The 25,794-nt window shown below is 66.1% G+C and carries 20 protein-coding genes and 2 tRNA genes; 15 read left to right on the plus strand and 7 right to left on the minus strand.

Annotated features, from left to right (window positions below; all coding sequences use genetic code 11):
• Positions 1 to 118: 118 nt before the first annotated feature.
• A complete protein-coding gene (locus tag ACP7AI_RS01115; protein ID WP_426163143.1) occupies positions 119 to 1,027 on the plus strand; it encodes a sensor histidine kinase in 909 nt (302 codons plus the stop codon).
• Between the two features lie 773 nt (positions 1,028 to 1,800).
• Here the strand turns inward: ACP7AI_RS01115 and ACP7AI_RS01120 are convergent.
• Complete coding sequence (locus ACP7AI_RS01120; protein WP_426163145.1) at positions 1,801 to 1,959, minus strand: hypothetical protein; 159 nt, start codon at positions 1,957 to 1,959, stop codon at positions 1,801 to 1,803.
• Positions 1,960 to 2,253: 294 nt separating this feature from the next.
• Here ACP7AI_RS01120 and ACP7AI_RS01125 point away from each other — a divergent pair.
• Positions 2,254 to 2,329 (plus strand) — tRNA-Val (locus tag ACP7AI_RS01125).
• A gap of 232 nt (positions 2,330 to 2,561) precedes the next feature.
• The gene (locus ACP7AI_RS01130) at positions 2,562 to 5,864 is read left to right on the plus strand and encodes a TonB-dependent receptor (RefSeq protein WP_426163147.1); all 3,303 of its coding nucleotides are present in this window, start codon (positions 2,562 to 2,564) and stop codon (positions 5,862 to 5,864) included.
• Between the two features lie 246 nt (positions 5,865 to 6,110).
• Here ACP7AI_RS01130 and ACP7AI_RS01135 read toward each other — a convergent pair whose 3' ends face one another.
• Positions 6,111 to 6,587, minus strand: a complete 477-nt coding sequence (locus ACP7AI_RS01135) for an Lrp/AsnC family transcriptional regulator (protein ID WP_426163149.1) — start codon at positions 6,585 to 6,587, stop codon at positions 6,111 to 6,113.
• A 162-nt stretch (positions 6,588 to 6,749) separates the two neighbouring features.
• On the opposite strand from ACP7AI_RS01135, the gene trxB reads away from it, so the two are divergent.
• The 5 genes from trxB to ACP7AI_RS01160 all read left to right on the plus strand — a co-directional run bounded on the left by trxB (position 6,750) and on the right by ACP7AI_RS01160 (position 11,151).
• Positions 6,750 to 7,754, plus strand: coding sequence for a thioredoxin-disulfide reductase (gene trxB / locus ACP7AI_RS01140; RefSeq protein ID WP_426163151.1), 1,005 nt, complete (start codon positions 6,750 to 6,752; stop codon positions 7,752 to 7,754).
• Positions 7,751 to 8,674 (plus strand): LysR family transcriptional regulator, encoded by a 924-nt coding sequence (locus ACP7AI_RS01145; RefSeq protein ID WP_426163153.1) that lies wholly within the window; start codon positions 7,751 to 7,753, stop codon positions 8,672 to 8,674. Before trxB ends, ACP7AI_RS01145 begins: the two co-directional genes overlap by 4 nt.
• Before the next feature lie 331 nt (positions 8,675 to 9,005).
• Positions 9,006 to 9,077, plus strand: a tRNA-Ile gene (locus tag ACP7AI_RS01150).
• Between the two features lie 7 nt (positions 9,078 to 9,084).
• On the plus strand, positions 9,085 to 10,116 hold the full coding sequence (locus ACP7AI_RS01155) for a lysylphosphatidylglycerol synthase domain-containing protein (RefSeq protein ID WP_426163155.1): 1,032 nt from the start codon (positions 9,085 to 9,087) through the stop codon (positions 10,114 to 10,116).
• A gap of 90 nt (positions 10,117 to 10,206) precedes the next feature.
• Positions 10,207 to 11,151, plus strand: coding sequence for a diguanylate cyclase (locus ACP7AI_RS01160; RefSeq protein ID WP_426163158.1), 945 nt, complete (start codon positions 10,207 to 10,209; stop codon positions 11,149 to 11,151).
• Between the two features lie 97 nt (positions 11,152 to 11,248).
• Here ACP7AI_RS01160 and ACP7AI_RS01165 read toward each other — a convergent pair whose 3' ends face one another.
• Positions 11,249 to 11,932, minus strand: coding sequence for an MOSC domain-containing protein (locus ACP7AI_RS01165; protein WP_426163160.1), 684 nt, complete (start codon positions 11,930 to 11,932; stop codon positions 11,249 to 11,251).
• Between the two features lie 237 nt (positions 11,933 to 12,169).
• Complete coding sequence (locus ACP7AI_RS01170) at positions 12,170 to 12,946, minus strand: enoyl-CoA hydratase-related protein (protein ID WP_426163162.1); 777 nt, start codon at positions 12,944 to 12,946, stop codon at positions 12,170 to 12,172.
• Positions 12,947 to 13,429: 483 nt separating this feature from the next.
• On the opposite strand from ACP7AI_RS01170, the gene proS reads away from it, so the two are divergent.
• The 4 genes from proS to dnaE all read left to right on the plus strand — a co-directional run bounded on the left by proS (position 13,430) and on the right by dnaE (position 20,271).
• On the plus strand, positions 13,430 to 14,743 hold the full coding sequence (proS, locus tag ACP7AI_RS01175) for a proline--tRNA ligase (protein ID WP_426163164.1): 1,314 nt from the start codon (positions 13,430 to 13,432) through the stop codon (positions 14,741 to 14,743).
• Between the two features lie 17 nt (positions 14,744 to 14,760).
• The gene (locus ACP7AI_RS01180) at positions 14,761 to 15,987 is read left to right on the plus strand and encodes a lipoprotein-releasing ABC transporter permease subunit (RefSeq protein ID WP_426166524.1); all 1,227 of its coding nucleotides are present in this window, start codon (positions 14,761 to 14,763) and stop codon (positions 15,985 to 15,987) included.
• On the plus strand, positions 15,980 to 16,660 hold the full coding sequence (locus tag ACP7AI_RS01185; RefSeq protein ID WP_426163166.1) for an ABC transporter ATP-binding protein: 681 nt from the start codon (positions 15,980 to 15,982) through the stop codon (positions 16,658 to 16,660). The genes ACP7AI_RS01180 and ACP7AI_RS01185 overlap by 8 nt, the downstream gene beginning before the upstream one ends.
• A gap of 65 nt (positions 16,661 to 16,725) precedes the next feature.
• Entirely contained in the window at positions 16,726 to 20,271 is a 3,546-nt protein-coding gene (dnaE, locus tag ACP7AI_RS01190; protein ID WP_426163168.1) for a DNA polymerase III subunit alpha, read from the plus strand.
• Between the two features lie 47 nt (positions 20,272 to 20,318).
• Here dnaE and ACP7AI_RS01195 read toward each other — a convergent pair whose 3' ends face one another.
• The 3 genes from ACP7AI_RS01195 to ACP7AI_RS01205 form a co-directional block, all read right to left on the minus strand.
• Positions 20,319 to 20,687 carry a DUF2200 domain-containing protein gene (locus tag ACP7AI_RS01195; RefSeq protein ID WP_426163170.1) on the minus strand — a complete coding sequence of 123 codons (369 nt, stop codon included), beginning with the start codon at positions 20,685 to 20,687 and terminating at the stop codon, positions 20,319 to 20,321.
• 358 nt (positions 20,688 to 21,045) lie between these two features.
• Positions 21,046 to 22,377, minus strand: a complete 1,332-nt coding sequence (locus ACP7AI_RS01200) for an ABC1 kinase family protein (RefSeq protein ID WP_426163172.1) — start codon at positions 22,375 to 22,377, stop codon at positions 21,046 to 21,048.
• Positions 22,378 to 22,435: 58 nt separating this feature from the next.
• Entirely contained in the window at positions 22,436 to 23,374 is a 939-nt protein-coding gene (locus ACP7AI_RS01205) for a glutaminase (RefSeq protein WP_426163174.1), read from the minus strand.
• 143 nt (positions 23,375 to 23,517) lie between these two features.
• Here ACP7AI_RS01205 and ACP7AI_RS01210 point away from each other — a divergent pair, with 143 nt between their 5' ends.
• From ACP7AI_RS01210 to ACP7AI_RS01220, 3 genes are read left to right on the plus strand one after another with little or no spacing between them, the layout of a single operon-like run.
• The gene (locus ACP7AI_RS01210; protein ID WP_426163177.1) at positions 23,518 to 24,849 is read left to right on the plus strand and encodes a cytochrome P450; all 1,332 of its coding nucleotides are present in this window, start codon (positions 23,518 to 23,520) and stop codon (positions 24,847 to 24,849) included.
• Between the two features lie 28 nt (positions 24,850 to 24,877).
• Positions 24,878 to 25,198, plus strand: coding sequence for a 2Fe-2S iron-sulfur cluster-binding protein (locus ACP7AI_RS01215; RefSeq protein ID WP_426163179.1), 321 nt, complete (start codon positions 24,878 to 24,880; stop codon positions 25,196 to 25,198).
• A gap of 23 nt (positions 25,199 to 25,221) precedes the next feature.
• Entirely contained in the window at positions 25,222 to 25,743 is a 522-nt protein-coding gene (locus tag ACP7AI_RS01220; protein WP_426163181.1) for a DUF1993 domain-containing protein, read from the plus strand.
• Positions 25,744 to 25,794: the final 51 nt, after the last annotated feature.

Below are 25,794 nucleotides of genomic sequence, written 5' to 3' on the forward strand. Positions count from 1 at the left end.
GGCTGCGCCGGATAGTGGAGAAGCTATGTCAGGATCAAGCGCAGGATCGCGGCGATGGCTCCCGGAGCACTTGCAGTTTGCCGTAGACGCTGCGTCCGTCGCGCTGTGGTGCTGGGACGTGGACACCGATCGCCTTAGCATGGACGCGTTCGGGTTCGAGCTCTGGGGACTGCCTTGGAAGGACGAAGTATCCTTCGATGAACTGTCTGCGCACATCCACCCGGCCGATCGAGATCGTGTTCGTGCTGCATTCCAAGCCACGCGATCGGTAAGCGGTCTATATGAAACCGACTTCCGCATCATGCTTGGGGATGAAATCCGGTGGGTTTCGGCGCGTGGCAAAGGTGCTGACGAAGGCCTTCAAGACCGTTCGAGCTTTGGGGTTTTCATCGACGTCACCCAGCGCAAACAGGCCGAGGAAGCCAACGAGCTCCTAGCAGGCGAAATGAGCCATCGGGTGCTCAATCTTCTCACGATCGCAACGTCATTAACGAATATGACCGGGCGAAAAGCGGCTTCCGTGCCGGACATGACCAAGGAGCTGGTTCAGCGGCTCACCGCCCTGGGCCGCGCGCATAGCTTGGTCCGGCCACTGCCCGGGACAGAAGGGAGAGCCGCTTTACTGGGCGATTTGATCGCTGTCCTGTTATCGCCATACGACGATGGCGGTGCATTTGCCGGGAGGATCAGGACGTCGGTGCCGCGTATGGGTGTCGGCGAAACTTCCGCCACAACGTTGGCGATGGTGATCCATGAGCTAGCCACAAACTCATTGAAGCACGGTGCCTTGTCAGTCCCGTCAGGAATGCTCGAAATTACCAGCACCAGCGATGACGACGACCTGGTAATCGTCTGGGCAGAAACTGGTGGCCCTGCTGTCGCCAGTGTGCCCGATCGCCAAGGCTACGGCAGCCGTGTCGTCCTCAAGACGGTCGAGCAGCAACTTCGCGGCGAGCTCGCCTTCGACTGGCAGGCAGCAGGCCTGGTGGCAAAACTTCGGGTGAAGCGCAGTCGGCTTGCCTTGTGAGCAGAGCGACTTGTGCACGGCTGATGACCCCCTCGGGTACGGCTTACGCCCCGCAGATCCTTGCCGGACCGCGCTCTCAGGTTGACACAAGATGACAGCTTTGTAATAAAAGCTGCATGTACGCATTCGCGACATACCAACGCTTTCGCCATCACGCCGGGCAACTCGCCGCGCGTGTCTAGGCTCGAGCTCGGCGATTCCCGCCGGGTTCGAGACGTATTCGATCATCTTTTCAAGTTGCCGCGTGCGCTTGGAAATTCGAATAGGCGGAGCCTAATCCATGTCGGAATTAAATTGCAAAACGGCTGATCGCCGTTCGAATGTCGTTGTTTTGTGCGATGCCACCGAAGGCATAAGCCGGAAGTTGGTGACGAGGCGAAAGCATTTCTTCTCGAAGGACTTCGACATCGAAATTGTGGACGAAGATCCAGAGGGTGCCCCCGGTACGCGTTCGAGCTTCTTCTCTCTCGCACTAACGAAGAGCGACGTAAGTCTTGTTTTCATGATAATTGCGCTGGGCGTCCCGGTCCTGCTCTATAGCATCGCATAGAGACGTCCCCGCTCTTCTTCGCCGGCACCGTCTAATCGCAGGTCGCCACCATGCCAGCGCAGAGCCGGACGCGTCACGCACCGAGTCCGCTGGGACCGCGAACGTTCCGGCTCTCTCGGGTGGATTTGCTCGAGCGATGGCCGGCGCGCCCTACGAGAAGGACGCCGAACGCCGTCGCGGCCTGCCTTCGGGAAGCAGGGGCCGGAAATTCAATGATGTCCGATCAGTTCGTCGGCAGCAGGTCGGGCCGCACCGTCAAGGCGATAAGGCAAAGGGAAATGTTGAGCCAGGTCGCATAGCCCGCCGGATCGTCCGCGGCGGCCATCGCATCGATTCGACCGTTGACCTCGTCCCGCGCGCTTTCGCCATATCTTTGGAGCATGTGCACAGCACAAGCCCAAAGCTCCTTCTCGGAGATTGGTGAGCCTGGAATGAGTTGCACCGATGACCCCCTTCATGCCTGCGACCAAGCTAGCGGCGCGAATCGTTGGGCAGCAAGCCCCGGCGAACATCATCGGTCACAGATGTTGGACGGCGCCGAACAAGCCGGGAACGGAGTTTGGGAATAGTGCGGGGATCGCCGCTCCCGCAGGTTCCGCGCGTTTCCCTTGCGTTCCCCAAGTCGTCGCGGCAGAACCCTGATCACCAAGGGCGCTGCCCATGGTCCCGCTGGTCGGGGCGATTAGCTCAGTTGGTAGAGCGCTTCCTTTACACGGAAGATGTCGGCGGTTCGAGCCCGTCATCGCCCACCAGGCCGTCGGCGCCGTGCCGTCGCAGTGTTGCTGCAGCGCAACAACGGCCGACCAATTGCAGCCGAAGCCGCACCGCCGCCATCAATGTCACAATCGCATTATAGCGCTGCAACAAATCCGTCATATAGCGCGCCCAAAGGGACCACAACGAGTCGGGGCAAGCGATTCCGGTCCGGTTTGCCTGCCGGTTTGCGTACCGATCTTCCAATCTTCGAACAGGGGTTTTCCGTCCATGCGTCATCTTCGTATCGGTTGTGCCATTGCGGCACTGGTCGCCCCGGTTGCCATTCACGCCCAGGAAACCGCCTCGGCGATCCGCGGCCAGGTCAGCACCAGTGCCGGCGCGCCGGTCGCCAATGCGACGGTCGTCATCACCCACACGCCGTCGGGCACCCGCACCACCCAGACGACCGATGCCAGCGGCGTGTTCAACGCCACCGGCCTGCGTCTTGGCGGCCCCTACAGCGTCGCCGTCACGGCCCAGGGCTTCGATCCCGCCGAGGAAACCGTCCCCAACCTCGTTGCCGGCACGCCGCAGCGCCTTGAAGTCCTGCTCGCCAATGTCGGCGAGACGCTGACCGTCACGGCCAGCCGCCAGCGTTCGGCAATCACCATCGCCAGCGGCCCGGCCACGGTGCTGACGGCGGAGGACATCCGCGGCGTTTCGACCGTCAATCGCGACATCCGCAACCTTGCCGCGCGCAACCCGCTGGTCTCGCTCGACCCGACCAACGGCGGCGCCATCTCGATCGCCGGGCAGAACAACCGTTTCAACCGCATCACCGTCGACGGCATCCAGTTCGGCGACCCGTTCGGCCTCGAAGCCGGCGGCCTTGCCTCGGCGCGCGGCGCCGTGCCGCTCGACGCCATCGGTGAGTTTTCGGTCGAAATCGCCCCGGTCGACATCCAGCAGGGCGGTTTCCAGGGCGGTGCCATCAACACCCAGCTGAAGTCGGGCGGCAACGACTTCACCGCCCAGGGCTTCTTCACCTATTCGTCGGACAGCCTCGCCGGTACCAAGACCCGCGGCATCGACCGTCCCCGCGATTTCGAATCGAAGATCTTCGGCGCCCAGCTGACCGGCCCGATCATCAAGGACAAGCTGTTCTTCGCCGTGACCTGGGAGCGGCTGCGCGATTCGACGCCGTCGGCCGTGCAGGCCGTCGACCTGGGCGTGACCCAGGCGCAGATCGACCAGATCAACACGATCGCCGACAGCCGCTACAGTTTCGACGCCGGCCAGGTCGCCAATGCGATCTCGGAGCGCGATGACAAGGTCGTCGCCAAGATCGACTGGAACATCGCCGACGGCCACCGTGCCGCCTTCACCTACATCTACAACGAGGGCAATCTGCTCGCCGGCCAGACCCAGGCCAGCGAGTTCAACCAGAACAACCCGACGCTGTCGCTGGAATCGAACAACTACAACCAGGGCTCCATCAACCACTTCGGCGTGTTCCAGCTGAACGACCAGTGGAGCGACAGCTTCTCGACCCAGCTGCGCGTCAGCTACAATGATTACGTCCGTCTGCAGGAACCGTTCGGCCAGAAGGATTTCGGCCAGTTCCAGGTCTGCCTCGCACCCAATGCCACCACGGGCTCGGCGGCGACGCCTTGCGCGACCGGCATCCGTCGCATCCAGTTCGGCCCCGATGTCTCGCGCCAGGCCAACGAGCTGTCGGCACAGACGCTGGGCATCGAGTTCCAGGCGCAGCTGAAGATGAACAACCACACGGTCAAGTTCATCGCCGAGCGCCGCGGCCAGGATTTCAACAACCTGTTCGCGCAGAATGTCTCGGGCAACTTCCGCTTCGATTCGATCGCCGATCTCCAGAACGGCCGCGCCAACCAGCTGATCTTTGCCGCACCGATCCGCGGCGATATCGACACGGTGCGGGCGCTGTTTTCCAACAATGTCTACACCTTCGGCCTGCAGGACGTCTGGGATGTCACCGACAACGTCAGCGTCACCGCCGGCTTCCGCTGGGATCTGTACGAATCGCCCGACCAGCCGGTCTACAACCCGGATTTCCTGGCGCGCACCGGCATCCCCAACAATTCGACGCTGAACGGTCGCCAGGTCTTCCAGCCGCGCACCGCCATCTCGTGGAAGGCGAGCGATCGCCTCAACATCCGCGCCACGGCCGGCCTGTTTGCCGGCGGCAACCCCAACGTCTGGATTTCGAACAACTATTCGAACCCGGGTCCGACGCTGGGCAGCGTGACCGTGCAGCGCCTCGCCAACGGCACGTTCAGCATCAACGGCATCCCGACCGCCGGTCTCGATGTCCAGGCGCTCGGCGCCGCGACGCTGAACAACGTCACCGGCGGCACCGGCGTCCCGGATCAGTTGTCGCAGCTGATCGCCACCACCGGTTCGGCGGCCTCGCCGACCAACGTGCTCGACCCCGATTTCCAGATCCCGTCGCAATGGCGCGTATCGGGTACCGTCGATTATGCGGCGAACCTGGGCTTCCTTGGTGATGACTGGAACTTCGGTGCCGATGTCGTCTGGTCGCGGGTCAAGAATGCTCTGACCTACACCGACCTGCGCTCGATCCCGAACACCACCGTCAACGGCGGCGCGACCCCGGACGGTCGCCCGCGCTACCAGGCCTTCAACGCCGCCGCCGGCCAGAATACCGACCTGTTCCTGACCAATACCGATCGCGGCTACAGCTGGAACGTCGTCGCCCGCGTCGCCAAGGATTGGGACAACGGCTTCTACATGAGCGCCGCCTACACCTTCCAGCGTTCGAAGGACGTCAACTCGGGCACCTCGTCGACGGCCGGTTCCAACTATGGCAACGCCGCCTCCGGTATCGATCCGAACAATGGCGCCTATGGTACGTCGAACTACCAGATCGACGACGCCTACCGCCTGCAGATCGGCTATGAAAAGGCCTGGTTCGGCGACAACAAGACCCGGATCGAGTTCTTCTTCAACAGCCGCGCCGGCCAGCGCTTCAGCTACACCTTCGCCGACACCACGGCGAACCGTTCGGCGGTGTTTGGTACCGTGCAGACCAACAACCGGTACCTGATCTACGTGCCCAACGTGTCGTCGCCGAATGCCGACCCGCTGGTTCAGTACGCCGCCGGCTTCGACTTTGCCGGCTTCCAGAGCGTCGTGCAGAACAGCGAGCTGAACAAGTACCAGGGCAAGATCGCGCCGAAGAACATCGGCCGCTCGCCGCGGTTCAACAAGCTCGACCTGTCGATCAAGCAGGAGCTGCCGTTCGTCTTCGGTGGCAAGATGGAAGTCTTTGCCGACCTCGAAAACGTGCTCAACCTGATCAACAGCGACTGGGGCTCGCTACGCCAGGTGGCGTTCCCCTATTACGGGACGCTGGTGAACGTGTCGTGTGTCGCGACGGCAACCCCGACCGCGCCGAACATCACGACGCCTGCCCAGCCTTGCGCCCAGTATCGCTACAGCAACCGCAGCGGCTCGACGGTGACGGCACCGACCGAGACGCTGTTCCAGAACCAGTCGCTCTGGCAGATCCGGGTTGGTGCAAGGGTGAGGTTCTAAGCCGCAGCGCGGCCACGCGTAGCTTGCTACGCGCGGACTCGCGCAAGGCCGGACGGCGAGCGAAAAAGGGCGCCCCATCAGGGCGCCCTTTTTTGACTCGTCCGACGACGCGGCTTGGCCGCGCTCTTGCTGTTTTTTTGCGACCCAGCGGACTCGGCGGCGCGGCCGCCGGCCGCGCCGCCATTGCCTTCCCCCTCACCCGGCTCGGCTGCGCCGAGCCCGACCTCTCCCGCGAGGGGAGAGGTGTCAGTCGACAGGAACCCCTGGCCTGCTCAACGCCGTCCTGATAACAAAACTCGTCTTCACGCTCTCGACATTCGGCGCCGGGGTCAGCGCGCTGGTCAGGAATTTCTGGAACTCCTGCAGGTCATGGGCGACGACCTTGAGGATGAAATCGATCTCGCCATTGAGCATGTGGCATTCGCGGACCTGGGGCAGGGCGGCGACATGGTCCTCGAAGGCCTTGAGGTCGGATTCGGCCTGGCTGCGCAGCGACACCATGGCGAAGACGGTAATGCCATAGCCCAGCGCCTGGGCGTCGAGATCGGCGTGATAGCCGTGAATGGTGCCGTTTTCCTCCAGCGCGCGGACGCGGCGCAGGCAGGGCGGTGCGGTCAGGCCAGCGCGTTCGGCGAGCTCGACATTGGTGATCCGCCCCTCGGCTTGCAGATGACGCAGGATCACACGGTCGATATCGTCGATTGGCAACCGGGAACGGTGCATCCGTGCAACTCCGCGCGTCTGAAATGACGTTTACAAATAACAATATTACCGAAACGCGCAAGTCTGCTTGTCCAATATAAGCTGTGCTGCGACCGTGGCGGGGGGTGCAAAATGTTGCGCCAGCGACTAACTACAGGGTCGTTCAACGCAGGAAAATCGATCGTGCCCGAAACCCGTCATGTCCGTGTCTTGATCATCGGTTCCGGCCCTGCCGGCTACACCGCCGCTGTCTATGCGGCGCGCGCTGCGCTGAATCCGGTGCTGATCCAGGGGTTGCAGCCCGGCGGCCAGCTGACCATCACGACCGAGGTCGAGAACTGGCCCGGCGATACCAGCGTCCAGGGCCCCGACCTGATGCTGCGCATGGCCGAACAGGCGGCGCATGTCGGCACCGAACTGGTCAGCGACATCGTCACCCGCGTCGACACCAGCCGCCGGCCGTTCATGGTCGAGACCGATTCGGGCCAGACCTGGCTTGCCGACACGCTCATCATCTGCACCGGTGCCCAGGCGCGCTGGCTCGGCATCCCGTCGGAAACGCGCTTCCGGGGCTTCGGCGTGTCGGCGTGCGCGACCTGCGACGGCTTCTTCTTCCGCAATCGTACTGTCGTCGTTGTCGGCGGCGGCAACACCGCGGTCGAGGAGGCGATGTTCCTGACCAATTTTGCATCGAAGGTGCACCTGGTCCACCGCCGCGACGAACTGCGCGCCGACAAGACCAACCAGGCGCGGCTGTTCGCCAACTCCAAGATCGAGATGCACTGGAACGCCGAGATTGCCGAGGTGGAGGGCAGCGCCGATCCGTTGACCGTCACCGGCGTCGTGCTGCGCGATACCGTCACCGGCGCCACCCGGCCGCTCGCCGCCGATGGCCTGTTCATCGCCATCGGCCATGTGCCGGCGACCGAGCTGTTCGTCGGCCAGCTCGACATGGATCACGAGGGCTATCTGATCACCGCGCCCGATTCGACCGCGACGTCGGTGCCGGGCGTGTTTGCCGCCGGCGACGTGAAGGACAAGATCTATCGCCAGGCGGTGACCGCGGCCGGCATGGGCTGCATGGCGGCGCTGGAAGCCGAGCGCTTCATGGCGCACGGCCTGCACGGCGCCAATGGCGTCGACGAGGAAGCGATCGACGCCGAAGCCGAGGATGCAGCTGCGGCGTGAACCTCGACTGGGAAAAGCTGCGGCTGTTCGAGCTGGTCGCCGAGGCGGGCAGCTTTACCGAGGCGGCGCGGCGCCTGCACATGAGCCAGCCCGCGCTGAGCCGCCAGATCGGCGCGCTGGAGGAACAGATCGGCGCCAAGCTGTTCCACCGCCACGCCCGCGGCCTTGCGATGACGCACGAGGGCGAGCAGCTGCGCGCCGCCACCCACGACATGCAGGACCGGCTGGAGCGGACGCGCCAGGCGATCGATGCCTCCCGCGACCGGCCGACGGGCGAGATCCGGCTGACCACCACGGTCAGCTTCGGTTCGACGTGGCTGGCGCGGCAGCTCGGCGATTTCCTCGACCTGTATCCCGACATCAATGTCAGCCTGCATCTGAGCGACCTCGACGTCGATCTCGCCAAGCGCGAGGCCGATGTGGCGATCCGCTTCCACCTGCCGTTCCAGGCCGAGCTGGTGCAGAAGCCGCTGATGCCGATCCGGCATTTCCTGTGCGCGTCGCCGGATTATCTGGCGCGCCATGGCGTGCCGAGGACGATCGCCGATCTCGATGCGCATCGCCTGATCGCCTATGGCGACACCGCGCCCGAGTTTCTGAAGGGTATCAACTGGGCGCTCGATCTCGGCCATGAAGGCGCGCCGCGGGCGGCGGCGCTGACCATCAACAACAGCCATGGCGTGTTGCAGGCGGTCGAGGCGGGGGCGGGGATCGCCGCGCTGCCCAGCTATCTCATCCGCTTTTCGGGGAAGGTGAAGGTCGTGCTGCCGGCGCTCGAGGGTGCGGTGTTCCGCACCTATTTCACCTATCCGGTCGAACTGCGGCGATCGCTGCGGGTGGCGGCGCTGCGCGATTTTCTCGTCGAGCGCATGACGCCGGCCAATCTCGACATCGATGGCTACGCGCTCGGTGCGAAATGAGTCATGCACCTGACGCATGGCAGTCTTGCATTATTGTGCGGTGCACAAAAGGCGGGGCGAGGCCTAGATGAAGGCTGTCGCCGTCACTGACGGCACTACATCTGCCATGTCCTCCCCGACATGCGGATGCATGGTTACCGCGGTCGCCCTCCCCTGATTGGCCCGGTGACCGACCCGCGCCCTGGCACCCCTCCCCCCCTCGGGGCCAGCCGCCGCGGGTCACATATTGGGGCCGGGCCTGCGATCCGCAGGCCCGGCCCTTTTTTGTGCGCGCCGTGTCGCGGCGGTTGCCCCTGCCTGCAATCATGCGCTACGCCGTCGCGGCCGGGCCGGGCCTGTAGCTCAACGGTAGAGCCGGCCGCTCATAACGGCTAGGTTGGGGGTTCGAATCCCTCCGGGCCCACCGGTTGTTGCTGAAGGAGTGGCCCCTGTCCGATCTGCCGCCAACTGCCCCGCCAGCGGTCGCTGCGCTGCGCGAGGAAACGGCGCCGCCGCGGGCCAACCTCAAGCAATGGCTGGGCGCGCTGCTCGGCCTGGTCGTGCTCGGTCTCGCCATCTGGGGCCTCAACATGATCGCCGGGCAGGTGACGCTCGAGGAGATCATGGCCGATGTCCGCGCGACGCCGAGCCACCTGATCGTCGCCGCGGCGCTGTCGGCAGCGGCGTCCTATGTCGTCCTTGTCGGCTATGACTGGCTGGCGACGCGGCATCTGGGTTATGAACTGCCGTGGTCGACGCTGGCGGCGGCAAGCTTTGCCAGCTTCACGATGAGCCACACGCTCGGCGTCACGGTGCTGACCGGCGGCACTGTCCGTTACCGCATCTATACCCGCGCCGGGGTGCGCGCCGCCGATATCGCGATGATCATCCTCCTTTGCGGCTGGACCTTCTGGCTCGGCATCGTCGCCGTGGCCGGGCTGGGGCTGGTGATTGCCCCCGACCTGGCGACCCCGTTCAAGGACCTGGCGCCGAGTGCGGAGCGCTGGGCCGGTGCCATCCTGCTCGTCGGCACGCTCAGCTATCTGGCTCTGGCGACGCTGTGGCGGCGGGAATTCCGGCTGTGGCGCTACAAGTTCTTCATCCCCGACGGCCGCGAGACGCTGCTGCAGATCGTCGTCGGCGCCATCGATCTCGCCTTTGCCGGCGGCGCGCTCTACCTGCTGCTGCCCGACACCGGGGCGCCGGGGCTGCTGACCTTCCTGACCATCTATGCCGTCGCCATGGTCGTCGGTGCGCTCAGCCATTCACCGGGCGGGCTCGGCGTGTTCGAAGGCGTCATCCTGCTGCTGATGCCGGAGGCGCCCAAAGCCGGGGTGCTGGCGGCGCTGGTGATGTTCCGGCTGATCTACACCTATATCCCCTTCCTGCTTGGCCTCGTCGTCATCGCGATCACCGAATGGCAGGCGCTGCGGGCGCGCCGCCGGAAGAATGCGACGACCTGAGTGAAGCCTATCTATTCATTGGGTTAGTACGGGTATAAGCGGATGCCGGCATGTCGCGGGGGCGGCGACGTGGTGGGGGCGACCATGCGCATGAAGCTGAAGCTGGACGATGAGCATGGCCGACTGGCCGCGCTCGGCCGCTATGACATTCTCGACACCGCGGTCGAGGAGGAATTCGAACAGATCGTCCAGCTGGTGCAGCAGGTGTTCGGCATGCCGATGGCCGCGGTGACGCTGGTCGATGCCGACCGGCAATGGTTCAAGGCGCGGCGCGGGCTTGGTGTGGCCGAAACGCCGCGCAGCATGGCATTCTGCCACCACACCATCGCAGCGGCCGATGGCCTGGCCGTCGAGGATGCGGCGAACGACCCGCGCTTTGCCGATTCGCCGCTGGTCGTCGGCGACCCCAATATCCGCAGCTATCTCGGCGCGCCGTTGCGCACCCCCGATGGCTATCAGGTCGGCGCGCTGTGCATCATCGGCAACGAAAGCCGGCGGTTCTCGATCACCGACCGCGAGATACTGCGGCGTTTCTCGGATGTCGTCGTTTCGCAGATGGAGCTGCGGCAGATGGCGAGCACCGACAGCCTGACCGGGCTGCTGACGCGCCGCGCCTTTGACCAGGCGATGTTCGATGCGCTGGCGCGCCGCGGGAATTCCGCCGTGCTGCTGATCGACATCGATCATTTCAAGCAGATCAACGACCGCCTTGGCCATGCCGTCGGCGACGAAGTGCTGCGGGCGGTGACGGCGACGATCGAGGCGGCGGGGCCGTTCGGCGCCGTCGGCCGGGTCGGCGGCGAGGAATTCGGCGTGCTGCTGCCCGATGGCGACGACGCGCCGGCGATTGCCGAGGCGGTGCGCCAGGCGGTGGCGGCGATGGCGGTGCCGGGGCAGCCGGCGCTGTCGGTCACCGTCAGCATAGGCTTGTCGATCGCCGGCGCCGGCGAGACGACGGAATGCTGGATGAAGCGCGCCGACGATGCACTGTATGCGGCAAAGCGCGGTGGCCGGGATCGCGTCTGCGCAGGCTAGCCCGGGCGGCTGCCGGCCACCCCCTGGCATAGCCTTCAGCTTCGTTGAATCACGGATCCCGCCCGGCCTGAGCCGATCCGACTGATTGCCGTCAATGCTAGAGCAGCCGCGCCTGCTGCGTCGCCAGGGCATTGGCGGCGTGCGCCTGCCACGCCGGGGTCAGGCCCGGCAGGGTGACCAGTTCGGCGAGCGCCCCGGCGGCTTCGGCCTTGCCGCCGATGACGTGAACGAAGCGGGCCACTGTCCAGCCGGAATTGTGCCGCTCGACGACATTGTGCGAATCGCCGGCGGCGACGATGCCGGGTTCGAGGACGCGATAGTACCAGCCGCAGCGTGCCGACCGGCTCATCGCTCGCGCCAGCTTTGCCGTGCCATGGACGGCGGTAAAGGTCGCGCAGGGTTCCCGATGCTGGGCGACCTGCAGCAGCGCGGTGCCGGCCCGAATCGTGTCACCGATGCAGACGCTGGTTTCGTCGAGGCCGAGGATCACCAGGTTCTCGCCCATCGCGCCCGGGACGAACTGTTCGGCACGTTCGGCAAATTCGGCGCGCCAGCCGTCATAGCCCGACGCCGGATAGCCATAGACCGCCTTTTCAAGGCCGCCGTGCCAGCGCCGGTTGACCTGGGTATCACCATCCAGGCCGAGCGGACGTATCGCCACCGGGCCATCGACCGGCGACTTGAAATAGGCGGTGACGAGATCGGCGCCGCGGCGGCCAGCGCCGGGCAGCGGGGCGGAGCGGCCGACACGGACGGCGGCGATGGTGCCGGATGCGATCATCTTGCCTCTTGCATTTTCCACCGACGTCTCTGACATTGCGGGCTGTGTTCAACAATACGGAAGGAGGTGATCGGATGTCTCATTGTCACACGTTACGGTCCGGTGCGTTGGTGGTTGCGGTGGGAATCGCAACGGTCTGAAGTCAGCGCCATCTCCGGTTCGTACACCGGCAATGTGAAGGCCGTCGGGGCAACCCGGCGGCCTTCTGCTTGTGCCGGGGAACTTGACCCGCCGGCGCTATCGCCCCTTCCACTCGGGCTTGCGCTTCTGGGCAAAGGCCAGCGGGCCTTCCTTCAGGTCTTCGCTGCGCCACAGCGCCGATACCGCCGGATGCTTCATCTGGCCCTCGTACGCCTCCTGCAGCGATGCGGTGTCGAGGCTGCGGGCGACGACCTGCTTCGACGCGCGAATCGACATCGGCGACAGGGTGCAGATCTGCGCCGCCAGGGCGTGCGCCGCATCGAGCAGTTCCGCCTGCGGCACCACGGCATGGACGAAGCCGAGCGCCACGCCTTCCGCGGCCGGCACGCTGCGCCCGGTCAGGATCATGCCCATGGCGCGCTTGACCCCGATGGTGCGCGGCAGCCGGTGCAGGCCGCCGGCGAGCGCGGCCAGGCCGACCTTGGGCTCGGGCAGGGCGAAGGTCGCGTTATCGGACGCGATGATGATGTCGCAAGCCAGCGCGATTTCGAAGCCGCCACCCATCGCCACGCCGTTGACCGCGGCGATCACCGGCTTGTCGAGGTCCCAGCGCGAGGTCAGCCCGGCAAAGCCCGTCGGCGGCACGGTGACGGCATTGCCCTCCGCCTGCCAGCGCAGGTCGTTGCCGGCCGAAAAGGCGCGGTCACCGGCACCGGTGATGATCGCCACCCACAGCTCGGGATCGGCGGCGAAGTCGTCGAAGATCTGCGCCAGCTCGGCATTGGCCGGCGGGTGCAGCGCGTTCATCCGCTCCGGGCGGTTGATGGTGACGATCAGCGTGTGACCTTCACGCGTGGCGGTGGCGTGTTCCATGGCGATGTTCCCCATTGCTGTGCCCGCTTGTCTGGCAGCGGTGGCGGGGCGGCGCCATGCACGAAAAGGCGAGGGGGGGGAGGGCAGTGCGCCGGCGCCAGACGCGAAAATGCCCGAGTGCGGCAGCGCACCCGGGCATTCCCGTGACGAGACCTCTTATCCTGGAAACCACATCCACCGGAACGGGCAAAGCCCCCAATCCCCATCCGGTGTGCGCTGCCCTTGCGAGGCGCGGCATGGTTTCAGGCCGTAAGGCCGCTCTCCGTGAAGACCGGACTTTCGTCTTGGCCTTCCGCGCCCTGTTATGCGGTTCCGCGCCGCAAGTCACTGACTTACGGCAGTGAACGTGTCGCATCATTGCACTTCCCTGCCGACTGTGGCGGCGTTGCAACAGCGCCGGCCGTAGCGCCCGTGATTGCACCGGGCCGTGGCCATGCTACACGCGCCCGGCAGCCATCGTTGCGACTATCGAAAGACCAGACCTTGCGCCTCTCCCGTTACTTCCTGCCCGTCCTCAAGGAAACGCCGGGCGATGCCCAGGTCGTGTCGCACCAGCTGATGCTGCGCGCCGGCATGATTCGGCAGACCGCCGCCGGCATCTATGCCTGGCTGCCGCTGGGGCTGCGCGTGCTGAAGAAGATCGAGCAGATCGTCCGCGAGGAACAGGATCGCGCCGGCGCCATCGAGGTGCTGATGCCGACGATCCAGTCTGCCGAGCTGTGGAAACAGTCGGGCCGCTACGAGGCCTATGGCCCCGAAATGCTGCGCATCGTCGATCGGCACGACCGCGAGATGCTGTTCAGCCCGACTGCAGAGGAGCTGTTCACCGTCATTTTCCAGAATGGCGCCAAAAGCTATCGCGACCTGCCGCGCAACCTCTACCAGATCCAGTGGAAGTTCCGCGACGAGGTGCGCCCGCGTTTCGGCGTGCTGCGTGGTCGCGAATTCCTGATGAAGGACGCCTATAGCTTCGATGCCGATTTCGCCGGGGCGCGGCACAGCTATAATCGCATGTTCATCGCCTATATGCGCACCTTCGCCCGCATGGGCCTTCACGCGATCCCGATGCAGGCGGACACCGGCCCGATCGGCGGCGACCTGAGCCATGAGTTCATCGTGCTGGCACCGACCGGCGAGAGCGATGTCTTCTATCACGAGAATTGGGAAAAGGGCCGCGACACCGACCATATCGAGGCCGACGACGCCGGCGCGCTGGAGGCCTATATCGACGGCCTCAACGCCGATTATGCCGCGACCGACGAGAAGCGCGACGCCGCCGCCGAGGCCGCGGCCGGGGCGGCGCTGAAGCAGTCGAAGGGCATCGAGGTCGGCCAGGTCTTCTACTTCGGCGACAAATATACCAAGGCGATGGGCGTGACGGTCCAGGGCCCCGACGGCCAGCCGGTGACGCCGCTGATGGGAAGCTATGGCATCGGCGTGTCGCGGCTGATGGGGGCCATCATCGAAGCCTGCCACGACAAGGACGGCATCATCTGGCCGGAGGCCGTGGCGCCGTACAAGGTCGCGCTCATCAACCTGCGTGTCGATGATGCCGCCTGTGCGGCCGCCGCCGATGGCCTGTACGCGCGCCTGACCGCCGCCGGTGTCGAGGTGCTGTACGATGATCGCGACGAACGGGGCGGCGCCAAGTTCGCCACCGCCGACCTGATCGGCTTGCCGTGGCAGCTCGTCGTCGGGCCCAAGGGGCTGGCCAGTGGCGTTGTCGAACTGAAGCGCCGCGGCGGTGACAAGAGCGAAGTCGGCATCGATGCTGCGGTGGCGCAGCTGACCGCGTGATCACCCGCTATGAACGCATGATCGCCCGGCGGTACCTGCTGCCCGGGCGCGGCGAGGGGTTCATCTTCCTCGTCGCCTCGATCAGCCTGATCGCCGTCGCGCTGGGCGTCGCGGCGCTGATCGCCGTCATGTCGGTGATGAACGGCTTTCGTGCCGAGCTGTTCGATCGCATCCTGGGGCTGAACGGCCATGCCGTCGTCCAGGGCTATGGCGGGCGGATCGAGGCGTGGCAGCCGCTGCAGGCGCGGCTGAAGGCGCTGCCCGGCGTCACCAGCGCGACCCCGCTGATCGAACAGCCGCTGATGGGCAGCTTCGGCGGCCGGGTCGAAGGCGTGCTGGTGCGCGGCATGACGCTCGCCGACATCAACGGCACGCCGGTCATCGCCGACAATGTCGTCGCCGGCACGCTGAAGAACCTGCAGCCGGGTTCCAACACCGTCGCCATCGGCGCGCGGCTGGCGGAGGCGCTGGGCGCCCGCATCGGCGACCAGATTTCCCTCATCAACCCGCAGGGCGAATCGACGCCGTTCGGCACCGTGCCGCGCATCGTCGCCTATCGCATCGTCGCCGTCTTCGAGGTCGGGATCTTCGATTACGACAAGGCGTTCGTCGTGATGCCGATGAGCGATGCGCAGACGCTGCTCAGGCTCGGCGATGCCGTCGGCATGATCGAGGTGATGACCGTCGACCCCGATCGCGTCGGGCAGATCCTGGCACCGATCGGGCCCAGCATCGCCGGCCAGGCCATCGTCAGCGACTGGAAATCGACCAACTCGGCGCTGTTTTCGGCATTGGTCGTCGAGCGCACGGTGATGTTCTGGGTGCTGTCGATCATCATCCTGGTCGCCGTCTTCAACATCCTGTCGTCGCTGATCATGCTGGTCCGCGCCAAGACCCGCGACATCGCCATATTGCGCACCATGGGCGCCAGCCGCATCGCGCTGATGCGGGTTTTCATGACCGTCGGCACGCTGATCGGCGGGCTCGGCATCGCGCTCGGCTGCGTGCTCGGTTTTGCGCTGCTGGCATTTCGCGGCCCGATCGTGTCGGGCGTGTCGGCGCTGACCGGCACCAATATCTGGGATCCGTCGGTGCGCTACCTGACCGAGCTGCCGGCCAAGACCGACCCGCTGGAGGTCGTCGGCATCGTCCTCCTGGCGCTGCTGCTGAGCTTCCTGGCGACGCTGTACCCGGCGTGGAAGGCGGCGAGTACGGACCCGGTGCAGGTGCTGCGTTATGAGTAACACTGTCCTGAGGGTCGAAGGGCTGCGCCGCAGCTTCACCCAAGGTTCGACGACGATCGAGGTGCTGAAGGGCGTCGACCTCAGCGTCGACGCCGGCGAGATCGTCGCGCTGCTCGGGCCGTCGGGATCGGGCAAGTCGACGATGCTGCAGGCGGTCGGGTTGCTGGAAGGGGGCTTTCAGGGCGCCATCAGCATCGCCGGGGAACGCGTCGAGGCGCTCGACAATGCGGGCCGGACGCGGGTCCGGCGCGACCGGCTGGGCTTCGTCTACCAGTTCCATCACTTGCTGCCGGATTTCAGCGCGCGCGAGAATGTCATGCTGGCGGGGCTGGTTGCCGGCCATTCCGAGAAGGCCGCGACGGCGCGTGCCGATGAACTGCTAACCGCGCTCGGCCTCGGTGACCGGCTGAGCCATCGGCCGTCGCAGCTGTCGGGCGGCGAGCAGCAGCGGGTGGCGGTGGCGCGCGCGCTGGCCAACAAGCCGGTGCTGGTGCTGGCCGACGAACCGACCGGCAATCTGGATGAGGCGACGGCAGCGAAGGTGCTGGCGGAGTTTCTGGCGCTGGTGCGCGGGCAGGGCAGCGCCGCGCTGGTGGCGACCCACAACCTGGCGCTGGCAAAACAGATGGACCGGGTGGTGACGTTGCACGAGGGGCGGCTGGCGACCATCTGACTTTGCCGTGGATAACTCCACCGCCGGGCCTTTCCGGAATCGCCCGAAAGCCCCATCATCCGTCCATGCGATCGCCGAAGCCTTTTTCAACGAGCGCCCATGCCGGCTTTGTCCATCTGCGCCTGCAATCGGCCTATTCGATGCTGGAGGGCGCGATCCAGCCCGAGGACCTGGCCAAGGCCTGTCGGCGCGGGCTGTTCCCGGCGGCGGGGCTGGCCGATCGCGGCAACATGTTCGCGGCAATGGATTTTTCCTATGCCGCCAAGGAGGCCGGGGTCCAGCCGATCATCGGCGCCATGGTCGCTGTCGAGCGGCCGGGATCGCGGACGGCGCTGACCCGGCCGGCGTTCGACTGGCTGGTGCTGCATGCCCAGGACGCTGCCGGCTATGCCAACCTCATCGCGCTGGTCAGCCAGGCGCATCTCGGCGGCGACCCGTCGGAGGACCCGCATATCCAGCTCGGCGACCTCGACGGGCGGACCGAGGGGCTGATCTGCCTGACCGGCGGCGCCGATGGCGCGCTGGCGCGGCTGCTTGCCGAGGGCCAGCCGCACGAGGATTATGCAACGACGCTGATGCGGCTCTTCCCCGGCCGGCTCTATGTCGAGATCAGCCGGTCGGGCGAGCCGATCGAGCAACGGTCGGAAGCCGGGCTGCTGCGGCTGGCGACGGCGCACGACCTGCCGATCGTCGCCACCAACCCGGTCAAGTTTCTCGATGAACGCGTGCACATTGCCCATGACGCGCTGCTCTGCATCGCCGATTCGGCCTATGTCGAGGCCGAGGAGCGGCGCCGGTCCAATCCCCAGCATCGGCTGAAATCCGCCGACGAGATGCGCAAGGCCTTTGCCGACCTGCCGGAAGCCATCGCCAACACCGTCGTCGTCGCCCAGCGCTGCGCCGTGGCGGCGCCGTCACGGAAGCCCATCCTGCCGCGCATGGCGACCGACGGCATGAGCGAGGACCCGGCGCTGGTTGCGGCAGCGGAAGCCGGCCTCGACAAGCGTCTGGCGACGCTGGGCATCAGCGGCGAGGCGGCGACGCCCTATCGCGAGCGGTTGGCCTTCGAGCTCGGGGTCATCAACGCCATGGGCTTCCCGGGCTATTTCCTGATCGTTGCCGACTTCATCGCCTGGGCCAAGGACCATGGCATCCCGGTCGGTCCCGGCCGTGGCTCGGGTGCCGGCTCGGTCGTCGCCTGGGCGCTGACGATCACCGATCTCGATCCGCTCGCACACGGGCTTCTCTTCGAACGCTTCCTCAATCCCGACCGCGTGTCGATGCCCGATTTCGATATCGATTTCTGCGAAACGCGGCGCGTCGAGGTCATCAAATATGTCCAGCAGCGCTATGGCCGGGACCAGGTCGCGCAGATCATTACCTTCGGGAAGATGAAGGCGCGCGCCGTGCTGAAGGACGTCGGCCGCGTGCTGCAGATGCCCTATGGCCAGATCGACCGGCTCGCGAAGATGGTGCCGAGCCACCCGACCGACCCCTGGACGCTGGCGCGGACGCTAGGGCAGGGCAAGGACAAGGACGGCCGCCGCTATCCCGGCCTGCCCGAATTCATCGCCGAGCGCGACCGCGATCCCAAGGTCAAGCGGCTGATCGAGATCGCGCTGCAGCTGGAGGGGCTGCCGCGGCACAGCTCCACCCATGCCGCCGGCGTCGTCATCGGCGACCGGCCGCTCAGCCAGCTGGTGCCGCTGTACCGCGACCCGCGATCGGATATGCCGGTCACCCAGTTCGAAATGAAGGCGGTCGAAAAGGCCGGGCTGGTCAAGTTCGACTTTCTCGGGCTGAAGACGCTGTCGGTGCTCGACAGGGCGGCCAAGCTGCTGGCCAACCGCGGCATCGCCGTCGACTGGAACACGCTGCCGCTCGACGATCCGGCGGTGTTCGCGCTGCTGGCGCGGGCCGACACGGTCGGGGTGTTCCAGTTCGAATCGGAGGGCATGCGCCGCGCGCTCGGCCAGGTCCGGCCCGATTGCTTCGGCGATATCGTCGCACTCGGCGCGCTCTACCGGCCGGGCCCGATGGACAATATCCCGAGCTTTGCGGCGCGCAAGCATCGCCGCGAGGAAGTCGTGCTGCTGCATCCGCTGATGGAGCCGATCCTGCGCGAAACCTATGGCATCATCGTCTACCAGGAACAGGTGATGCAGATCGCCCGGACGCTGGCAGGCTATAGCCTTGGCGAAGCCGACCTGCTGCGCCGCGCCATGGGCAAAAAGATCCATGCCGAGATGGTGGCGCAGAAGGAGCGCTTTGCCGACGGCGCCGCCAAGAACGGCATCGAGAAGGACACCGCCAGCGCCATCTTCGACCTGGTGCTGAAGTTCGCTAACTATGGTTTCAACAAGTCGCACGCCGCGGCCTATGCGCTGGTCAGCTACCAGACCGCCTGGTTGAAGGCGCATTATCCGCAGGAATTCTATGCCGCGTCGATGGCCTATGACATCGACAATACCGACCGACTGGCGGCATTTTCGGAGGATGCGCGGCGCAGCGGCGTGACCATCCTGCCGCCGTGCATCAACGCCTCCCAGGCCGATTTCACCGTGGAGAAGCACGGCGAGAAATTCGTCGTCCGCTATGCGCTGGCGGCGTTGAAGAATGTCGGCGAGCGGGCGATGGAGGTCGTCGTCACCGGCCGCGGCCCCGGCTATACCTCGCTGCCCGAATTCTCGAAGCGGGTGGACCCCAAGCTGCTCAACAAGCGGCAGCTGGAAAGCCTGATCGCCGCCGGCTGCTTCGACGGCATCGAGCCCAATCGCGCCGGCGTGCACATGCTGGCCGAGGCGATCCTCGGCACCGCGCAGGCAGCGGCGGCGGCGCGCGAATCGGCGCAGACGGCGCTGTTCGGGGAAAGCACGGACCAGGGGCTGGCGATGCTGGTGCCGCACGCGACCTGGACGCTCGCCGAGACGATGGCGCAGGAAAAGGAGGCGTTCGGATTTTACTTCTCCGGGCATCCGGTGGAGGCGTGGCGACCGGTGCTCGATGCCCAGGGCGCCAGGAGCTTTGCCGAGGTCGCGGCGCTGCCGGCGCCGGCGGGCGGTGGCCGGCAGGGCGTGGTGATGGCCGGGCTGATCGAAGGCATCCGCTGGCGGACGCCGCAGACGGGCCAGAACGGTCGTGGCGGCAATCGCTACCTGCTGATCGACCTTTCGGACCGGTCGGGGCAATATGTCGCCAGCTGTTTCGACGAGGATGCGCAGAACCGGCTGGAGGCTGTCGCCGGCGACAGCCCGTCGGTGCTGGTCCAGGCCGAGCTGATGTGGCGGGAAGGCGAGGATGTGCCGCGGGTGACGCTGCGCGGGATCACTTTGCTGTCGGAGATGGCGAAGCGGGCGCGGGGGCGGATCGTCGTCGGCATCGCCGAAACCGGCGAGGTGCCGCAGCTGGCGGCGCTGGTGGCGGAGGCGCGGGGCAAGGGCCGCGGCGAGCTGGTTGCCGAGGTGCCGACTGCCGCCGGCCTGGCGCGGGTGACGCTGGGGCGCGACTATCTGCTCGATGCCGAGACGATGGCGCGGGTGGCCCGGGCGTTTGGCGCCGAGCGGGTGGCATCGGAAGTGCTGGACCCGCCGCGACTGGCGCTGGTGGGGTAGTTTTACCCCAATGAAAACAACGTTGTAACCTTGAGGCTACACTAAGGCTACACCATTGACGCAGGCTGTTGGCGCAGGATTTTCGCCATCGGCCGGCCCTTGGCGAGTTCGTCGACGAGTTTGTCGAGAATGCGGATTTCGCGCATCAGCGGTTCCTCGATGGCTTCGATGCGGACGCCGCAGATGGTGCCGGTGACGAGGTCCCGCGCCGGATTGAGTTGCGGGGCCCAGGCGAAGAAATCGTGGAAGCTGGTCCTGTCGGCAAGGGCGGCCTCGAACGTCGCCTGGCTGTGGCCGGTCAGCCAGCGGAAAATCTCGTCGACTTCGGCGCGGCTGCGACCCTTCTTCTCGGCCTTGGCGACATAGGCCGGGTACACGGCGGCGACGCTCATGGCGTAGATGCGGTGGCTGGGCATGGGGGCGCTCCTGGTCGGCGTGGGATCATAGCGTGGCGCCGCGGTGCCGAAATCCATCAAAAGTCTCGAAAGTCACCGAGTTGGGATCGCGGGAGGCCGAGATATATCTTGGGCTGCGAGGGGTTGTCGTTGGCGGCGATGTCAAAGAGCGAAAACCCTTGCCGAAGTAACCGATATGGTGACAATTGTCAAGGTGGCGTGATGTGGAACGCCGACCCGCATCTCACGTGTCACCCGGGCGCAGGCCGGGGCCCGTAGACGACGATCGTTGGTACGAGGGCGCCATATCTCCGTGGCTTGTGGTTCATGGGCCCCGGCCTTCGCCGGGGTGACAGGAGGATGGGGGGTGCTTCCTGCGCTATCGATACGGCGCCAGCAGGGCCGCCATGTCGATATTCGCGCGCAGGCGGTTGCCGAGCAGGTAGATGCCGCCAAATTTCCGCTGCAGGAACAGCGTGTCGATCGGCGGAATGTGCCAGAAATCGCGGTCCTTCGCGATGTCGAGGCCACGGTCGCGCATGTCGTCGAGCATCTCGCCCATGACGAAATCGAAGCGGCCCGTGCTGCGCAGCGGCGCCATGCCCTGTTCGAACATGGTGATGATGCTGTCCTGGTGGCGCGCCGGTGTGTCGGGACCGAAGAAACCGATGTCCTGCATCGCCGCTTGCAGCATCGGGCGCGCGGCGGCCTGGTCGGCGGCGAGGCCGGCCTGCAGCAGGCGGCGGTAGCGGTCGGCGATTTCGGGCCCGAAGCGGCGGGTGGCGCCGAAATCGAGCAGCACCAGCCGGTCGGCCTCGCGATCGTAGCGGTAATTGGCGAAATTCGGGTCGGTCTGCATGACCTGCCAGTCGAAGAGTTCGCGGAGCAGCAGGCCGACCAGCAAGGTCATGATGCGGTCGCGGGTCGCTTGCGGCGCATCGTCGAGGCTCTCCACAGCGACGCCGCGGACGTAGGACATCGCCAGCACGTCGCGCGTCGTCAGGTCCGCGTGCAGCGCCGGGACGGTAAAATCGGCATCGCCGGCGAGCAACGCGCCGAATTCGGCAAGGCACTCGGCCTCGCGTTCGTAGTCGGCTTCCTCGTGGAGCTGACGCTTGGCCTCCGCCAGCATCGGCGCCAGGTCGATGGCGGCGGGAATGAGGCCCGACAGGCGGACCAGCGTGGCGACATTGTCGACATCGCTGTCGATGCTCTGCCGCACGCCGGGATACTGGATCTTGATGGCGAGGTCGCGGCCGTCGCGGGTCTGGGCGCGGTGGACCTGGCCGATGGAGGCGGCGGCGATCGGCCGGACGTCGAAACGGGCAAAGCGCGCCCGCCAGCCGCGGCCCCAATTGGCATCCAGCACCGATTCCAGCTGTTTCGGCGGCATGTGCTGGGCATCGGCGCGCAGCCGCGCGAGGATGTCGGACAGCTCCGGCGGCAGGAACTCGGCGCCGCCCATCGACATCAGCTGGCCCATCTTCATCGCGGCGCCGCGCAGATTGGCAAGCTGGCTGGTGATGCGGGTGGCGTTGGCGGGGGTCATCAGCAGGCCGGCGACGGTCGGGCGGCGGCCCTGCGCCAGTTCGCGCGCGCCGCCGGCGAGGACGCTGCCAGCGACCCCGCCGGCCATGCTGCCGAAGGCGGCGAGGCGCGACAGTCGGCCGCTGGGGACGGCGCGGCCGCGGATCGGTGGGGGTGGTGCCATCGGACGGACTTAGGCGCGTTCGGCGCGGCGGCAATGTGTCACGATGACCGTTGCGGGGTCAGACATCGGGGTTAAACACGCTCCAGCCCATGGCGTGCGCGAGGTCCTCGAGCGCCTGGGTGCCGCGCAGGCTGTTGCCCTGAGGGCTGAGGCCCGGCGACCAGACGGCGATGCTGGCACGGCCCGGGGCGATGGCGAGGATGCCGCCGCCGACGCCCGATTTTGCCGGCAGGCCGACGCGAAAGGCGAATTCGCCCGAGGCGTCGTAATGCCCGCAGGTCAGCATCAGGGCGTTGATGCGGCGGGCGCGTTCGGGGGGAACGATGGCCTGGCCGCTGGCCGGATCGATGCCGCCATGGGCGAGGAAGCGCCCGGCGCGAGCCAGTTGCCGGCACGACATGGCGATGGCGCATTGGTGGAAATAGACGTCGAGCGTCGTCGCCACCGGGCCGGTGATGGTGCCGAAGGCGCGCATGTAGTTGGCGAGCGCGGCGTTGCGGAAACCGGTCGCGGCCTCCGAATAGGCGACGGCGCCGTCGACGGCGATGCTGTCGTCGCCGGCAAGGCGGCGGACCAGGCGCAGGATGTCGCCGATGCCGCTGCCGTCGCTGTCGGTGCGGTTGGCGATGAGATCGGTGACGGCGAGGGCGCCGGCGTTGATGAACGGGTTGCGTGGCCGGCCCTGTTCGAGCTCGAGCTGGATGATCGAGTTGAAGGCGCTGCCCGATGGCTCGCGGCCGACGCGATCCCAGACGCGATCGCCGCAGCTGCCGAGCGCTTCGACCAGCGCGAACACCTTGCTGACCGACTGGATCGAAAAGCAGGTGTCGGCGTCGCCCGCAACATGTTCGGTGCCGTCGGCGGTGATGACCGCCAGGCCGAAATGGTCGCCGGAGACCTTGGCGAGTTCGGGAATATAGTCGGCGACGCGGCCGCGGTCGGGCAGGGCGGCCATGCGGGCGGCGATTTCGGCGACCAATGCACTGATGTCGGCCATGCCGTTCCCCCTTGTTGCCGCCACCATGGCGCATCGGCGGGGATTGCTACAATCGCCATTGTCGCAAAATATGAGTGGCACTTAATTGCTGCGTAGTGTAGCACCGTATTAATGAGCGCCGAGGGCGTCAGTGGGAGAGTGATATGGCAAGCCAGCATACCCTGTCGCGTGAAGAAGCCCCGCCGATGTGGCCGTTGCCGCCGCGCATCCGCCCGACGCTCGCCGATCACCAGCCGGGGACGCTGACCGCCTATCTGCAGGCGGCGCCGCTCGACGAGGTCGATATCGCCGATCCGCTATGGTGGGAAACCGACACCCACTGGACCTTCTTCAAGCGGCTGCGCGACGAGGCGCCGATTCATTTCACCGCGCTCAACAAGGAACGCCACCGCGGCTATTGGTCGGTGACGCGCTGGGCCGACATCATGGCGGTCGATACCAACCATCAGGTGTTTTCGTCGGATGCGCATCTGGGCGGCATCACGCTGTTCGACATGGACAGCGATTTCATCATGCCGATGTTCATCGCCATGGACCAGCCGAAGCATGATGTGCAGCGGAAGGCCGTCAACCCGATCGTGTCGGGGCAGAATCTCGCCGATTTCGAGGGGCTGATCCGCTCGCGCACGCAGGAAGTCCTCGATGGCCTGCCGCGCGGCGAGGTGTTCGACTGGGTCGACCGCGTGTCGATCGAGCTGACCAGCCGGATGCTGGCGACGCTGTTCGATTTCCCGCAGGAACATCGCCGCAAGCTGACCTATTGGTCCGACATCGCCACCGCCGACCCCGAAGTGCCCGGCAATCTGCAGAAGGAGGAGCGCCAGGCGGTGCTGCTCGGCATGCTGCAGGAATTCATGGGGCTGTGGAACGAGCGGGTGAACGATCCGGAGCCGAAGGGCGACCTGATCTCGATGCTGGCGCACAACCCGGCGACGCGGAACATGCCGCCGATGGAGTTCATGGGCAATCTCGTGCTGCTGATCGTCGGCGGCAACGACACGACCCGCAATTCGATCACCGGCGGGCTGTATTTCCTCAACAAGAACCCGGCCGAATATGCCAAGCTGCGTGCCAACCCCGAGCTGATCGAGCCGATGGTGTCGGAGATCATCCGCTACCAGACGCCGCTGGCGCATATGCGCCGCACCGCGCTGGAGGATACCATCCTGGGCGGCCAGCACATCCGCAAGGGTGACAAGGTCATCATGTGGTATGTCTCGGGCAACCGCGACGAGCGCGCGATCGAGAACCCCGATGCCTTCATCATCGACCGGCCGCGCGCCCGCCAGCACATGTCGTTCGGCTTCGGCATCCACCGCTGTGTCGGCAATCGCCTTGCCGAACTGCAGCTGAAGATCCTGTGGGAAGAGATCATCAAGCGTTTCGACACCATCGAGGTGGTGGCGGAGCCGGAGCGGGTGCCATCGGCGTTCGTCAAGGGCTACAAGTCGCTGATGGTCCGTATTCCGGCCTGATTTCAACAGATTATCTGCAGGACCAGCAATGGCAACGATCACCTATGTCGAATTCAACGGCACCGAACACGCCGTGCAGGTCGCCGATGGCGTCTCGCTGATGGAAGGCGCGCTGGGCAACGGCGTGCCCGGCATCGACGGCGATTGCGGCGGCAATGCCGCCTGCGCGACCTGCCACATCTATATCGACCCGGCGTGGGAAGCGAAGACCGGCGAGAAGTCGGATCTGGAGATCGACATGCTCGACCTCGCCGACGGCTTGCAGCCGAACAGCCGGCTGGCCTGCCAGGTCAAGGCGTCGCCCGATCTCGACGGCCTGGTGGTGCGGATGCCGGCGACGCAGCACTGACGACGTCACCGGGGGAATCTGCGATGCCGATCACGCTTTACGATGCGACCGTACCGGTGTTTCGGCAACTGCTCGGTGCTGCGAAGCGCGTTGTCGACAAGGCCGAGGCGCATTGCACTGCGCACGACCTGACCCCGGCCGATCTGATCGAGGCCAGGCTGATCGCCGACATAGGGGCGCTGTCCTATCAGGTCAGGCAGATCGCGCATCATTCGGCCGGCGCCATTGCCGCCGCCCGCGCCGGGAAGGCGGCGCCCGAATTCGGGGGAGCCGGCGATGATTTCGAGAGCCTGCGGCAGACGCTGGCGGTTGCGGATGCCGAACTGGCCGGGCTCGATGCCGCCGAAGTCGAGAGCTTCATCGGGCGCGATGTCGTTTTCACCGGCCCCGGCTTCGAGATGGCGTTCCGGGCGGAGGATTTCCTGCTGTCGTTCAGCGTGCCGAACTTCTTTTTCCACGCGACGACATTCTACGACATCCTGCGCCACAAGGGCGTCGCCATCGGCAAGCGCGACTATCTCGGCCGGCCGCGCCTCAAGGCGTGAGCGCGGCTGCCGGCGGCAATGCGCCGCCTGTGCGATTGGACCTTTTGCGGC

Origin of the sequence: Sandarakinorhabdus sp. DWP1-3-1 (genome assembly GCF_049896705.1) — a bacterium.
In the GTDB taxonomy this organism is placed as follows: Bacteria; Pseudomonadota; Alphaproteobacteria; order Sphingomonadales; family Sphingomonadaceae; genus Sandarakinorhabdus.